At 73.5% G+C, this 13,635-nt stretch carries 15 protein-coding genes; 10 read left to right on the top strand and 5 right to left on the bottom strand.

The features are described from left to right. Positions 1–674: 674 nt before the first annotated feature. The 4 genes from ybaK to ACFYWQ_RS00560 form a co-directional block, all read right to left on the bottom strand. Positions 675–1,178 carry a Cys-tRNA(Pro) deacylase gene (gene ybaK / locus ACFYWQ_RS00575; protein ID WP_389511557.1) on the bottom strand — a complete coding sequence of 168 codons (504 nt, stop codon included), beginning with the start codon at positions 1,176–1,178 and terminating at the stop codon, positions 675–677. Positions 1,179–1,199: 21 nt separating this feature from the next. Further along, positions 1,200–1,940 carry an LON peptidase substrate-binding domain-containing protein gene (locus ACFYWQ_RS00570; RefSeq protein ID WP_389511556.1) on the bottom strand — a complete coding sequence of 247 codons (741 nt, stop codon included), beginning with the start codon at positions 1,938–1,940 and terminating at the stop codon, positions 1,200–1,202. A gap of 11 nt (positions 1,941–1,951) precedes the next feature. Next, the gene (locus ACFYWQ_RS00565; protein ID WP_389511555.1) at positions 1,952–2,989 is read right to left on the bottom strand and encodes a hypothetical protein; all 1,038 of its coding nucleotides are present in this window, start codon (positions 2,987–2,989) and stop codon (positions 1,952–1,954) included. 310 nt (positions 2,990–3,299) lie between these two features. After that, positions 3,300–4,877 carry an oxidoreductase gene (locus ACFYWQ_RS00560; protein ID WP_389511554.1) on the bottom strand — a complete coding sequence of 526 codons (1,578 nt, stop codon included), beginning with the start codon at positions 4,875–4,877 and terminating at the stop codon, positions 3,300–3,302. A gap of 176 nt (positions 4,878–5,053) precedes the next feature. Here ACFYWQ_RS00560 and hisD point away from each other — a divergent pair, with 176 nt between their 5' ends. Genes hisD through hisF form a run of 8 tightly spaced genes read left to right on the top strand, consistent with a single transcriptional unit; the run spans position 5,054 to position 10,842 of the window. Then, positions 5,054–6,379 carry a histidinol dehydrogenase gene (hisD, locus tag ACFYWQ_RS00555; RefSeq protein WP_389511553.1) on the top strand — a complete coding sequence of 442 codons (1,326 nt, stop codon included), beginning with the start codon at positions 5,054–5,056 and terminating at the stop codon, positions 6,377–6,379. 44 nt (positions 6,380–6,423) lie between these two features. Further along, a complete protein-coding gene (locus ACFYWQ_RS00550) occupies positions 6,424–7,563 on the top strand; it encodes a histidinol-phosphate transaminase (RefSeq protein WP_389512836.1) in 1,140 nt (379 codons plus the stop codon). Next, positions 7,560–8,153 carry an imidazoleglycerol-phosphate dehydratase HisB gene (hisB, locus tag ACFYWQ_RS00545; RefSeq protein ID WP_389511552.1) on the top strand — a complete coding sequence of 198 codons (594 nt, stop codon included), beginning with the start codon at positions 7,560–7,562 and terminating at the stop codon, positions 8,151–8,153. The genes ACFYWQ_RS00550 and hisB overlap by 4 nt, the downstream gene beginning before the upstream one ends. After that, a complete protein-coding gene (locus ACFYWQ_RS00540) occupies positions 8,150–8,314 on the top strand; it encodes a hypothetical protein (RefSeq protein WP_389511551.1) in 165 nt (54 codons plus the stop codon). The genes hisB and ACFYWQ_RS00540 overlap by 4 nt, the downstream gene beginning before the upstream one ends. Beyond that, positions 8,311–8,955: an imidazole glycerol phosphate synthase subunit HisH gene (hisH, locus tag ACFYWQ_RS00535; protein ID WP_389511550.1), complete on the top strand. Its 645-nt coding sequence runs from the start codon at positions 8,311–8,313 to the stop codon at positions 8,953–8,955. Before ACFYWQ_RS00540 ends, hisH begins: the two co-directional genes overlap by 4 nt. Continuing rightward, the gene (priA, locus tag ACFYWQ_RS00530; protein WP_389511549.1) at positions 8,952–9,677 is read left to right on the top strand and encodes a bifunctional 1-(5-phosphoribosyl)-5-((5-phosphoribosylamino)methylideneamino)imidazole-4-carboxamide isomerase/phosphoribosylanthranilate isomerase PriA; all 726 of its coding nucleotides are present in this window, start codon (positions 8,952–8,954) and stop codon (positions 9,675–9,677) included. Before hisH ends, priA begins: the two co-directional genes overlap by 4 nt. Next, on the top strand, positions 9,674–10,090 hold the full coding sequence (locus ACFYWQ_RS00525) for a RidA family protein (protein WP_389511548.1): 417 nt from the start codon (positions 9,674–9,676) through the stop codon (positions 10,088–10,090). The genes priA and ACFYWQ_RS00525 overlap by 4 nt, the downstream gene beginning before the upstream one ends. Further along, positions 10,087–10,842: an imidazole glycerol phosphate synthase subunit HisF gene (hisF, locus tag ACFYWQ_RS00520; protein ID WP_389511547.1), complete on the top strand. Its 756-nt coding sequence runs from the start codon at positions 10,087–10,089 to the stop codon at positions 10,840–10,842. The genes ACFYWQ_RS00525 and hisF overlap by 4 nt, the downstream gene beginning before the upstream one ends. A gap of 124 nt (positions 10,843–10,966) precedes the next feature. On the opposite strand, the gene ACFYWQ_RS00515 is transcribed toward hisF, so the two are convergent. Further along, positions 10,967–11,602 carry a TIGR03085 family metal-binding protein gene (locus tag ACFYWQ_RS00515; RefSeq protein ID WP_389511546.1) on the bottom strand — a complete coding sequence of 212 codons (636 nt, stop codon included), beginning with the start codon at positions 11,600–11,602 and terminating at the stop codon, positions 10,967–10,969. Between the two features lie 83 nt (positions 11,603–11,685). On the opposite strand from ACFYWQ_RS00515, the gene hisI reads away from it, so the two are divergent. Both hisI and ACFYWQ_RS00505 read left to right on the top strand, forming a co-directional pair. Further along, positions 11,686–12,123 (top strand): phosphoribosyl-AMP cyclohydrolase, encoded by a 438-nt coding sequence (hisI, locus tag ACFYWQ_RS00510; RefSeq protein ID WP_389511545.1) that lies wholly within the window; start codon positions 11,686–11,688, stop codon positions 12,121–12,123. 11 nt (positions 12,124–12,134) lie between these two features. Beyond that, entirely contained in the window at positions 12,135–13,613 is a 1,479-nt protein-coding gene (locus tag ACFYWQ_RS00505; protein WP_389511544.1) for an anthranilate synthase component I, read from the top strand. Positions 13,614–13,635 lie beyond the last annotated feature (22 nt).

Raw genomic sequence — 13,635 nt, 5'->3', positions numbered from 1 at the left:
GGCGACCGCGCCACGGTCGAACTGCTGCGGCTGCGTCGGCTCGACCCACTGCTCTTCCTCGATGACCCGCGCGGCGGCCGCTGCCGCGGTGCACGGGCGAACCCGGAGCCTCGTCGGCGGCCACCGTCCGGCAGCCCTGCCGAGCCGGGCCCGTGCGGGCACCGAGCCGACGCCGAGCCGAGCCCGTGCCGGGTCGGCGCGCCGAGCCCGCTCGGACAGTGCTCTGCGGGCGTTCGCAGGGCCCGGCCCGTGCGGGCGCGGAGCCGGGCCCGAGCCGCCGGGCCCGAGCCGTCGGGCCCGAGCCAGAGACGCCCCGGGCGCGAGCCAGGGCCGCTGGGCCCGTGCCAGAGTCGCTGGGCCCGCGCCAGGGCCGCTGGGCCCGCGCCAGAGTCGCTGGGCCCGCGCCAGAGTCGCTGGGCCCGCGCCAGGGCCGCTGGGCCCGCGCCAGGGCCGCTGGGCCCGCGCCAGGGCCGCCGGGCCCGAGCCAGGGCCGCCGGGCGCGAGCCAGAGACGCCCTGGGCGCGAGCCAGGGCCGCCGGGCGCGAGCCAGGGCCGCCGGGCGCGCGCCAGAGCCGCTGGGCCCGCGCCAGAGTCGCGGGCGCGAGCCAGGGCCGCCGGGCCCGAGCCGGGCCGGGCGGTCCAGGGCAGGGCCGGGTGGCGGGCGTCGGTGGGGGTCAGGGGCGGCCGACGGGGGCCAGGATCGCTGTGGTGAGGGTGGCCAGGTCGGTGGGGGACAGTTCGACCTCCAGGCCGCGCCGGCCCGCCGAGACGCAGATGGTGGCGTGCGCGCTCGCGGAGTCGTCCAGGACCGTGGGCAGCTTCTTGCGCTGGCCCAGCGGTGAGATGCCGCCGCGGACGTAGCCGGTGGTGCGCTCCGCGAGGGTCGGGTCGGCCATGGCCGCCCGCTTGCCGCCGACCGCCGACGCGAGGGCCTTCAGGTCCAGGGAACCGGCGACCGGGACCACCGCCACGGTCAGGGTGCCGTCGACGTCCGCGACGAGGGTCTTGAACACCCGGTCGGGGGAGACGCCCATCGCCTCGGCCGCCTCCTCGCCGTAGGAGGGGTGGCTAGGGTCGTGGTCGTAGGCGTGGACCGTGAAGTCCACCCCCGCGGCCGTCAGGGCCACCGTGGCGGGCGTGCCGCCGGACTGCTGCTGCTTCTTCGACTTCTTCGCCATGCGGGCCTTCTGGTGGTGACGTCAGTTGAGACTGGTGGGCCCGCGCGTGAGGTCGGCCGCGGGCAGCGAGGGCAGGCTACGGAGGATGGCCGTCTCCGTGCGCAGGAGTTTCAGCTCGTCGCGCAGCCGGGAGGCGGTGTCCGGGGCCTGGAGCAGCCGCTGCTTGGTCGGCGTGTCCAGCATCATCGCGGCCGCCACCAGGTACGAGACCACCGACGGCTCGTTGGGGAGGTCCGCCCCCGTCGACAGCGACCGCTCCCGCGCGCCCGCCAGCCGTTTCTGGTACTTGCGGAAAGCCCGCAGCACCCCCTCCGCGAGCGCGCCCGCCTCGTCGCCGGGCTCCTCCGGGAGCTCCTCCAGCTCCGCCGTCAGATACGGCCCGGAGGCGTCCACCGACAGCAGCCGCACCCGGGTCGTGCCCGTCGCCAGCACCTCGAAGGTGCCGTCGGACCGCTCGCGGATCGTCGCCGCGTCGGCGACGCACCCGAACCCGTGGAACGCCTTGGCCGGGTCGTCGCCGAAGCCGGCCGCCGGCCCCCGCCGGGGCAGCGCCGTCGGATCGGGCATGCCCGGTGCGCTGGGCGCCACCTCGTGGCCGTCGCGGATCGCCACGACGGCGAACCGGCGGGGTTCCTCCTCGGGGGACTTGAGCAGATCGCGCATCAGGGCGCGATAACGCTCCTCGAAGACGCTGAGCGGGAGCACGAGCCCCGGGAACAGCACCGTGTTCAGGGGGAAGAGCGGCAGCCGGACGGTGGTCACGGCGCAGAAGCCTAGTGGTCCCCGGGGCGGGCCCGTTCCCCGTGCCCGTTCCGTGGATGCCCCAGGGCCTGCCAGGCCACCCCCGAGCACACGCCCTCGCGCACCGCCAGGAAGTGTCCCAGCGGGTCGTCGGACAGCCGTCCCCAGGGGAAGGACGTGGCGTACGGGCCGATCAGCCGCAGCTGGGCGAGGGCGTCGTCGCGCCGGTCGAGACGGACCAGGACGTACGTCAGCAGGTTGCGGATCTCCGCCGGCCAGGGGTCGGCGGCCGGGAAGCGGGCGGAGAGGTCGACGGCCCGGTCGGCGGCCGCCTCCAGGCGCTCGCGCGGCACCTGGGGCCCGCAGCCGTCGGTGAGGTAGGCGAAGGCGGCCCGCACCGGCAGCGCCTGCACCAGGGAGCCCGCGGGCGCGTCCTGCGCGGCGCGGTCGGCGAAGTCGAAGCACTCGCGGTGGGAGCCGTGCCAGGACTCGGCCAGATAGCGCTTGGCGGCGACATGGCAGCCGTAGTGGTGCGGGGCGCGGCGCACCGCGGCCGCCCACAGCTCCTCGAAGTACTTGTGCCCGGCGTTCGCCCCGCGCGCGTGGTCCAGGGCGATCCGCCACGGCACCGGGTCGCCGATGTCGCTCTGCGCGGCCGCCGTGATCAGCGGGCTGACCTCGCGCAGCAGCTCCGCCCGGGCGGGCGAGCGCCAGGCGCGGTCCACCGCGAGCTGGGCGGCGACCAGCAGCACGTCCGGGTCGCGCGGGGCGGCGGCGCGCCACAGCTCGAACCACTCGGGGCGGGCGTCGGCGAAGGCGGCCAGGCGGGTGGCGTACCGGTCGCGGTACTCCCACTCGGCCCGCTCGCGGGTGCCGGCGAGCAGGGCGGCGGCGGCCTGGTACCCGCCCCGAGCGGCCTCGACCAGCGCGGGTCCGAGCCGGTCGTCGGGCACGTCGAGGAGCACCTCGTCGTCGGCCGGGAGCCCCGCGACGGGGTGGGGGGCGGCGGACCGCGCCGTCCGGGACGCGGCCGTCCGGGAGGCGCGGTGGAAGGGGGGCAGCAGAGCCATGGTTTCGCCATTGAAAAGCCGCTGGTGGGCAGAGCGCCAGGGGGTAAGGCGAACCTGTGGAAAGTTGTGCATCCCCAGGTCAAGGACAGGTAAAAGGTAACTGTTCGGCAACTGTTCACCGGCTGGTGTTCCCCGCCGTCCACCGGCCGTGGCTCCGCTACCGGCGGGTAGGGTGCGCTGCCCGCTGCCCGCTGCCCGCTGCCCGCTGCCCGCTGCCCGGTGTTCGCTGCCCGGTGTTCGCGGCGGGGTTATGGCATCCGCCGCCTGCGAAGTCGGCCGGAAGCGAGGGCAGCCCGCGATGCCCCCGCGGTCAGCCCCGCCGCAGCATCCGCGTCGCCCCCGCCGCCACCGTCGTCGCCAGGGTCCAGCCCAGCAGGATCATCGCCGCCTGCACCCACTGCCAGCCGCCGTACAGCCGCCACTGGCCGGCCTGCCCCAGGTCGATGACGGGCAGCAGCAGGTCGAGGGCGAAGAGCGCCGGGTTCCAGGGCGGATGGCCCTCGCGGTCGACGGGGGGATGGTCGGCGTGCGCGAAGGCCAGCGAACTCACCGCCCACAGCACCGCCATCCACACCGCGGCCCGGCCGGGCCGGTACCCGTAGGCCACCGTCCAGTCCTGCGCGTACCCCCAGAGCTTCGCGGCCGGCGGCAGGGTCTCGCGGCGGCGGCGCTGCTTGGCGAGCAGCACCTCGCGGGCGTCCTCGTCCTCCCCGCCCGTCCGCAGCACCGCCGCCAGCCGCTCGTACGGCTCCGGGTTGTACTCGGCGGTCGCGGCGGCCACCCACTCCAGCCGCTCCGCCAGCGGGAACGGGCCCTGCGGCACCAGGTTCTCGTAGCCGAAGCCGCCCATGTGCAGGTTGCCGGGCCCCGGCCAGGCGCTCGCCCGGTCCACCAGGTTGACCACTCGCGCACCCGACAGCACCACCTTGCCGCGCCGCGGCCCCTCCCCGAGGAAGCGCAGCTCGGGGGTCTGCACCCGGCGCAGCGACAGCTCCTGCTCGTCGGTGAGGTCGAACCGGGCCCGCTCCAGGTCGACGGCGTCCCCGAACCGCCCGTCGTCCAGCCGGATCCCGCCCCGGCACTCGAAGCGCTGGACGCGTGTCCCGCGCGCGGGTGTCGTGCCGCTCAGCGCGTGGCCGCCGAGGCCCGCCGGGGTGAGGTACAGGGAGCGCTCGACGGTCAGCTGGGGCGCGTTGAGCGCGAACCGGGTGTACGGGTTGGCCAGCCGCGCCCCGCGCAGGCTCAGCGACACGCCGATCTTGGCGCTGCGCAGCCGCAGCTCGCCGTGCGATTCGAGCAGCTCGGCCTGGAGGTCCTGGCCGACGGTCAGGCCGTCGGCGGAGACCGAGCGGCCGGTGCGGTCGCGGTAGACGATCGCCTGGTTGAGCAGCAGGTCCGTGCCGATGTGCGCGTCGGTGAGCCGGACGCCGTTGTGGAAGCGGCAGCGGGGCAGGTGCAGGTCGCCCTCCGTCTGGAGCCGGGCCGCCTCCAGCCGCGGGACCGAGCAGTCCACCATGCGCAGGGTCGTCACCCGCGCCTCCGGCAGCAGCACGTCCTGCTCGAACCGGCAGCGCTTCATCTCGACGTACGGCACCACCGTGCCGCCCGCCACGTCGAGCGTGCCGCTGATCTGCACGCCGACCAGCTTCAGCGAGGAGACCCGGCCCGCGAGCGCGGGCGGTCCGTCCAGCAGCAGCCAGGCCACGATCCGCGCCCGCACGGTCCGCGCCGCGCCCCAGGGATGTCCGCCGTGCGGGTCGTCGACGACCGTGTCCCCGCTGCTCAGGTCGTACACGCTGCCGTTGCGGAAGGCCTGCCACATGCCGGCCTCGGCGGCGGTCAGATCCTCCGGCACGTCCCCGGTGCGGATGCCGGCCCCCTCGGTCACGCTGTTCCGTCCCTCCTGCCGCCCGTCGGCTCACGGGTTTCGCACGACCGTTCATGCCCGCTGGGTGACGTCACGAACGCTAACCGTGAAGGGGATCTTCCGAATCCGGCCACGGTGTGTATCAGCCACTGATACGCGCGACCGACCTCCGATGCCGGTCTGAGAGAATTGACGACGTGATCTCCCGAATCGATCTGCGCGGCGACGCCCTTCCCGAGGGACCCGCCCTGCGCGACCTGCTGCCCCGAGCCGACTTCGACGTCTCGGCCGCCCTCGAGAAGGTGCGTCCGATCTGCGAGGCCGTGCATCATCGGGGCGACGCGGCGCTGATCGACTTCGCGGAGAAGTTCGACGGCGTCCGCCTCGACCAGGTCCGGGTGCCCGCCGCGGCCCTCACCCGCGCCCTGGAGGAACTCGACCCGGCCGTGCGCGCCGCCCTGGAGGAGTCCATCCGCCGCGCCCGCCTCGTCCACCGCGCGCAGCGCCGTACCACCCACACGACCCAGGTCGTGCCCGGTGGCTCGGTCACCGAGAAGTGGGTGCCCGTCGAGCGCGTCGGCCTGTACGCGCCGGGCGGCCGGTCGGTCTACCCGTCCTCCGTCGTCATGAACGTCGTGCCCGCGCAGGAGGCCGGCGTCGAGTCCATCGCCCTCGCCTCCCCGGCGCAGGCCGAGTTCGGGGGCCTCCCGCACCCGACGATCCTCGCCGCCTGCGCCCTGCTCGGCGTCGACGAGGTCTACGCGGCCGGCGGCGCCACCGCCGTCGCGATGTTCGCGTACGGCACCGAGTCCTGCCCGCCCGCCGACATGGTCACCGGGCCCGGCAACATCTGGGTCGCCGCCGCCAAGCGCTACTTCACCGGCAAGATCGGCATCGACGCCGAGGCCGGCCCCACCGAGATCGCGGTCCTCGCGGACTCCACGGCCGACCCGGTGCACGTCGCCTCCGACCTCATCAGCCAGGCCGAGCACGACCCGCTGGCCGCCGCCGTCCTGGTCACCGACTCCGCCGAGCTCGCGGACGCGGTCGAGAAGGAGCTGGAGCCGCAGGTCGCGGCCACCAAGCACATCGACGACCGGATCGTGCCGGCGCTCAAGGGCCGGCAGTCCGCGATCGTGCTCGTCGACGGCGTCGACGAGGGCCTGCGCGTGGTCGACGCCTACGGCGCCGAGCACCTGGAGATCCAGACGGCCGACGCCGCGGCCGTGGCCGACCGGGTGAAGAACGCGGGCGCGATCTTCATCGGACCCTGGGCGCCGGTGTCGCTGGGCGACTACGCGGCCGGGTCCAACCACGTCCTGCCCACCGGCGGCTGCGCCTGCCACTCCTCCGGCCTGTCCGTCCAGTCCTTCCTGCGCGGCATCCACATCGTGGACTACACGCGGGAGGCGCTGGCCGAGGTCGCGCACCACGTGGTGACCCTGGCGGAGGCGGAGGACCTGCCCGCGCACGGCGCGGCGATCAAGGCACGGTTCGGGTGGAAGGTACCGACGAGCAAGTGAGCTTCGGAATCGACGAGCAAGTGAGCGCCGGAAGCGACGAGCAAGTGAGCTTCGGAATCGACGATCTCCCCGTACGGGACGAGCTGCGCGGCAAGTCCCCCTACGGCGCGCCCCAGCTGGACGTCCCCGTACGGCTGAACACCAACGAGAACCCCTACCCGCTGCCCGAGCCGCTGGTCGAGCGGATCGCGGAGCGGGTGCGCGAGGCGGCCCGCAACCTCAACCGCTACCCGGACCGGGACGCGGTGGAGCTGCGCACCCAGCTCGCCCGCTACCTGACGGACACGTCCGGCCACCAGGTCGGCCTGGCCAATGTCTGGGCGGCCAACGGCTCCAACGAGGTCATCCAGCAGCTGTTGCAGACCTTCGGCGGACCGGGCCGCACGGCCATCGGCTTCGAGCCCTCCTACTCGATGCACGGGCTCATCGCCCGCGGCACCGGCACCGGATGGATCTCCGGGCCGCGCCACGAGGACTTCACCATCGACCTCGCGGCGGCCGAGAAGGCGATCACGGAGCACCGCCCGGACGTCGTCTTCATCACCACCCCCAACAACCCCACCGGCACCGCCGTCCCCGGCGAGACCGTCGTCGCGCTGTACGAGGCGGCCCAGGCCGCCAAGCCGTCGATGGTGATCGTGGACGAGGCGTACATCGAGTTCAGCCACGGCGACTCGCTGCTGCCGCTGCTCGAAGGTCGGCCGAATCTCGTCGTCTCGCGGACGATGTCGAAGGCCTTCGGCGCGGCCGGCCTGCGCCTCGGCTACCTCGCCGCGCACCCGGCCGTGGTGGACGCCGTCCAGCTGGTCCGGCTGCCGTACCACCTGTCGGCCGTCACCCAGGCGACCGCGCTGGCCGCCCTGGAACACACCGACACGCTGCTGAAGTACGTCGAGCAGCTGAAGGCCGAGCGCGACCGGCTGGTCGCCGAACTGCTCGCGCTCGGCTACGAGGTGACCGCCTCGGACGCCAACTTCGTGCAGTTCGGCCGGTTCGCCGACGCGCACACCGTCTGGCGGAAGATCCTCGACCGGGGCGTGCTGGTCCGGGACAACGGCGTGCCCGGGTGGCTGCGGGTCACCGCCGGAACCCCCGAAGAGAACGACGCGTTCCTCGACGCGGTCCGTGAACTGACGAGCTTTGTGGGGGCCACCCCCACACCCCTGAAGGAGCAGAGCGCATGAACCGCGTGGGACGCGTGGAGCGAGTGACCAAGGAGACCTCGGTCCTCGTCGAGATCGACCTCGACGGCACCGGCAAGGTCGACGTGGCGACCGGGGTCGGCTTCTACGACCACATGCTCGACCAGCTCGGCCGGCACGGCCTGTTCGACCTCACCGTGAAGACCGAGGGCGACCTGCACATCGACTCGCACCACACCATCGAGGACACCGCCCTCGCCCTGGGCGCCGCCTTCAAGCAGGCCCTCGGCGACAAGGTGGGCATCTACCGCTTCGGCAACTGCACGGTCCCGCTGGACGAGTCCCTCGCCCAGGTCACCGTCGACCTCTCCGGCCGCCCGTACCTCGTGCACACCGAGCCCGAGAACATGGCGCCGATGATCGGCGAGTACGACACCACGATGACCCGGCACATCCTGGAGTCCTTCGTCGCCCAGGCCCAGATCGCGCTGCACGTGCACGTGCCCTACGGGCGCAACGCGCACCACATCGTGGAGTGCCAGTTCAAGGCGCTGGCCCGGGCCCTGCGCTACGCCTCGGAGCGCGACCCGCGCGCGGCGGGCATCCTGCCCTCCACGAAGGGCGCCCTGTGAACGGTCTGTCGACCATCCTGATCGTCGTCGGCCTCTTCCTGGTCGGCGGCATCATCTCCTTCGTCAAGCAGGAGATGCCCAAGAGCCTGATCGTGCTGCTCTCGATCGCCGCCGCGATGTGTCTCGTGGCGGGCGTCATGCGGCTGGAGGTGTGGAATTGAGCGCCGTGAACAAGAAGGTCGTCGTCTTCGACTACGGCTTCGGCAACGTCCGCTCCGCCGAGCGCGCCCTCGCGCGGACCGGCGCCGAGGTCGAGATCACCCGTGACTTCGACCGGGCCATGAACGCCGACGGCCTGCTGGTGCCGGGCGTCGGCGCCTTCGCCGCCTGCATGAAGGGCCTGCGCGACGCGCGCGGCGACTGGATCATCGACCGGCGGCTGTCCGGCGGCCGCCCGGTGATGGGCATCTGCGTCGGCATGCAGATCCTCTTCGCGCGCGGCATCGAGCACGGCGTGGAGACCGAGGGCCTCGACGAGTGGCCCGGCGCGGTCGAGCCGCTCCAGGCCGAGATCGTCCCGCACATGGGCTGGAACACCGTGGAGGCCCCGGCCGACACCGAGCTGTTCGCCGGCCTGGACGCGGACGCGCGCTTCTACTTCGTGCACTCCTACGCCGTCCACGACTGGTCCCTGGAGTCGCACAACCCGGCGATCCGGGCCCCCAAGGTGACCTGGTCGACGCACGGCAAGCCGTTCGTGGCCGCCGTGGAGAACGGCGCCCTGTGGGCCACGCAGTTCCACCCCGAGAAGTCCGGCGACGCCGGAGCCCAGCTCCTCACCAACTGGATCGGAACCCTGTGAGCAAGCTCGAACTCCTCCCCGCCGTCGACGTCCGCGACGGCCAGGCCGTCCGCCTCGTGCACGGCGAGTCCGGCACCGAGACCTCCTACGGCTCCCCGCTGGAGGCCGCCCTCGCCTGGCAGCGGTCCGGCGCCGAATGGCTGCACCTGGTCGACCTGGACGCCGCCTTCGGCACCGGCGACAACCGGCAGCTGATCGCCGAGGTCGCCGGGGCGATGGACATCAAGGTCGAACTGTCCGGCGGCATCCGCGACGACGACACCCTCGCCGCGGCCCTGGCCACCGGCTGCACCCGGGTCAACCTCGGCACGGCCGCCCTGGAGACCCCGGAGTGGGTCGCCAAGGTCATCGCCGAGCACGGCGACAAGATCGCCGTCGGCCTCGACGTACGCGGCACCACCCTGCGCGGCCGCGGCTGGACCCGCGACGGCGGCGACCTCTACGAGACGCTGGAGCGCCTCAACAAGGAGGGCTGCGCCCGCTACGTGGTGACCGACATCGCCAAGGACGGCACCCTCCAGGGCCCCAACCTGGAGCTGCTGCGCACCGTCTGCGCGGCGACCGACCGCCCGGTCGTGGCCTCCGGCGGCGTGTCGTCCCTCGACGACCTGCGCGCCATCGCCGCGCTGGTGCCCCTCGGTGTCGAGGGCTCCATCGTCGGGAAGGCGCTGTACGCGAAGGCGTTCACCCTGGAAGAGGCCCTGGAGGCTGTGTCGTCATGACGTCCGAAGCCGTGCGGCGTGTGCAGAGCGGAAATCCCTGGGAAGAGACTTTCGGTTTCGCACGCGCCGTCGCGGCGGGCGACCGGGTGCTGGTGGCGGGCACGACGGCCTTCCGGGGCGAGGTGCTGTACGGGGAGGGCGACCCGTACGAACAGGCCAGGGTGGCCTTCACCGGCGCGCTCGAGGCGATCGCCGAGTTCGGTCTGGGGCCCGGGTCCGTGATCAGGACCCGGATGCACCTGGCGCATTCGCGGGACGTCGACGCGGTGGGCCGGGCCCACAAGGAGTTCTTCGACGCCGTACGCCCGGCCGCGACCCTGCTGGTCGTGGAGGGGTTCATCGATCCGCGCGTCCTGGTCTCGGTGGAACTCGAAGCTTACAGAGGACATTCAGAAGGAGCCGCGCAGTCATGAGCCTGGCAGTCCGAGTCATCCCCTGCCTGGACGTGGACAACGGCCGGGTCGTCAAGGGCGTCAACTTCCAGAACCTGCGGGACGCGGGCGACCCCGTCGAGATGGCCAAGGTGTACGACGCCGAGGGCGCCGACGAACTGACGTTCCTGGACATCACCGCCTCGTCGGGCAACCGCGAGACCACCTACGACGTGGTCCGCCGCACCGCCGAACAGGTGTTCATCCCGCTCACCGTCGGTGGCGGGGTGCGCACCCCCGAGGACGTCGACAAGCTGCTGCGGGCCGGCGCCGACAAGGTGGGCGTCAACACGGCCGCCATCGCCCGCCCGGAACTGATCAAGGAGATCGCCGAGCGGTTCGGCAGCCAGGTGCTGGTGCTCTCGGTGGACGCACGGCGCACGGAGTCCGGCTCCTTCGAGGTGACCACCCACGGCGGCCGGCGCGGCACCGGCATCGACGCCGTCGAGTGGGCGCACCGGGCGGCCGAACTGGGCGCCGGCGAGATCCTCCTCAACTCGATGGACGCCGACGGCACCAAGGACGGCTACGACCTGGAGATGATCACCGCCGTCCGCAAGCACGTGACGGTCCCGGTGATCGCCTCCGGCGGCGCCGGTCGGCTCGCGGACTTCCCGCCGGCCGTCGAGGCGGGCGCCGACGCCGTCCTGGCCGCCTCCGTCTTCCACTTCGGGGACCTGCGGATCGCCGAGGTCAAGCAGACCCTGCGGGAGGCGGGCCGCCCGGTGCGGTGACGCCCCGCCGTCGCGACGAGGACCCGGGCCGGGCCCCGGTCACCAGGTGACCGGGGCCCGGCCCCGTCGTCCGTCCGCCCCGCGCGGGAGGCCCGTACGTCCCCGCGCCGGCCGCCCGGCCCCCTCAGATCCCGAGCTGCTTGCCGCTGCTCAGCTTCTCGATGGCGTCCGCGTCGCCGGCCAGGTCCACCTGGGCGGCGCTCTGCCGGCCGTACAGGAACAGCAGCAGCTCCGACGGCTCGCCCGTCGCGGTGACCACCGGCGTGCCGCGGTTGGCGACCGCCGTACGCCCGTCCGGGCGGCGCAGGACCAGACCGGTCGGCGTGCTGCGGCCCATCAGCCGGGCCGTGCGCTCCAGCCGGGACCACAGGGCGTCCTGGAAGACCGGATCCAGCTCGCGGGCCGTCCACCCCGGCTGGGCACGGCGGACGTCCTCGGTGTGGACGTAGAACTCGACCGTGTTCGACACCTCGTCGATCTGCTTGACCTGGAACGGCGAGAACCGCGGCGGGCCGGTACGGATCAGCTGGATCAGCTCCTCGTACGGCTTGGCGGTGAACTCCTCCATCGCCCTGTCCAGCCGGGACGCGAGCTGCTTGATCAGCAGGCCCCCGGCGGCGTCCGGCCGGCGCTCGCGCACCACCACGTGCGCGGCGAGGTCACGGGTCCGCCAGCCCTCGCAGAGGGTCGGGGCGTAGGGGCCCAGCGCCTCCAAGAGGTCGGCGAGCAGGAGCCGTTCACGCTTGGCGAAAGTCGACATGCGGTCAGCCTACGACCACGTAGGAGGTCCGGACAGTGGACACGGCCCGGGCGCTGTCGGTGCCGCGCGGCACAATGGCACACATGACCAGCACGCCTCTGCCCAGCAACCTGGCCCCGGAGATCGCCGCGCGCCTCAAGCGCAGCCCCGACGGGCTCGTCCCCGCCATCGCCCAGCAGTACGACACCGGTGAGGTGCTCATGCTCGGCTGGATGGACGACGAGGCGCTGCACCGCACCCTGACGACCGGCCGCTGCACCTACTGGTCGCGCAGCCGCGGCGAGTACTGGGTCAAGGGCGACACCTCCGGCCACTTCCAGTGGGTCAGGTCCGTCGCCCTCGACTGCGACGCCGACACCGTGCTGGTCAAGGTCGACCAGGTCGGCGCCGCCTGCCACACCGGCGCCCGCACCTGCTTCGACGCCGACGTACTGCTCGGCGAGGGCGAGGGCCGGGGTGAGGGCCAGGGCCCGGGCCCGGGCGACGCCGCCGGTTCCGGCGCAGCGGCCTCGGATCAGTAAGGTCAGCCGCCATGGACCTCGAGACGTTCCGCAAGCTGGCCGGCGACCGCCGTGTCATCCCCGTCACCCGCAAGCTGCTCGCCGACGGCGACACCCCGGTCGCGCTCTACCGCAAGCTCGCCGCCGAGCGCCCCGGCACCTTCCTGCTGGAGTCCGCGGAGAACGGCCGCACCTGGTCCCGCTACTCCTTCGTGGGCGTCCGCAGCGCGGCCACCCTCACCGCCCGCGACGGCCGGGCCCACTGGCTCGGCGCCCCGCCCGTCGGCGTCCCCACGGACGGCGACCCCCTCGCCGCCCTGCGCGCCACCCTCGAGGCCCTGCACACCCCCCACCAGGAGGGGCTGCCGCCCTTCACCGGCGGCATGGTCGGCTACCTCGGCTACGACATCGTGCGCCGCCTGGAGAAGATCGGCCCCGGAGAACGGGACGACCTGCGGCTGCCCGAGCTCACCATGCTCCTCACCAGCGACCTCGCCGTCATGGACCACTGGGAGGGCTCCGTCCTGCTGATCGCCAACGCGATCAACCACAACGACCTCGACACCGGCGTCGACGAGGCGTACGCGGACGCGGTCGCCCGCCTCGACGCCATGGAGGCCGACCTCGGCCGCGCGGTCGTCCAGCCCCCCGCCGTCCTGCCGCCCTCCGAACTCCCCGAGTACACCGCCCTGTGGGGCGGCCCCGACTACCAGGAGGCCGTCGAGGACATCAAGGAGCGCATCCGCGCGGGCGAGGCCTTCCAGGTGGTCCCCTCCCAGCGGTTCGAGACACCGTGCGCGGCGAGCGCCCTGGACGTCTACCGGGTCCTCCGGGCCACCAACCCCTCCCCGTACATGTACCTCTTCCGCTTCGACGGCTTCGACGTCGTCGGCTCCTCCCCGGAGGCCCTGGTCAAGGTCGAGGACGGGCGGGCCATGGTCCACCCCATCGCCGGGACCCGGCACCGCGGGGCGACCCCGCAGGAGGACCAGGCCCTCGCCGACGAACTGCTCGCCGACCCCAAGGAGCGCGCCGAGCACCTCATGCTCGTCGACCTCGGCCGCAACGACCTCGGACGGGTCTGCGAACCCGGCTCGGTCGAGGTCGTCGACTTCATGTCCATCGAGCGGTACTCCCACGTCATGCACATCGTCTCCACGGTGACCGGCCGGGTCGCACGGGGCCGCACCGCCTTCGACGTCCTCACCGCCTGCTTCCCCGCGGGCACCCTCTCCGGTGCCCCGAAGCCGCGCGCCATGCAGATCATCGACGAGCTGGAGCCGTCCCGGCGCGGCCTCTACGGCGGCTGCGTGGGCTACCTGGACTTCGCCGGCGACTCCGACACCGCCATCGCCATCCGCACCGCCCTGCTGCGCGACGGCACCGCCTACGTCCAGGCCGGCGCGGGCGTCGTCGCCGACTCCGACCCGGCCGCCGAGGACCAGGAGTGCCGCAACAAGGCGGCGGCGGTCCTGCGCGCGGTGCACACCGCCAACCGGCTGGGACGGTAGGACGCTTCGGGGACGCCGGCGG

This window comes from Streptomyces sp. NPDC003247 (assembly GCF_042888135.1).
Taxonomy (GTDB): Bacteria; Actinomycetota; Actinomycetes; order Streptomycetales; family Streptomycetaceae; genus Streptomyces.
Note: the sequence above shows the minus strand (reverse complement) of the source record. Positions and strands in the feature narration are given on the sequence as shown.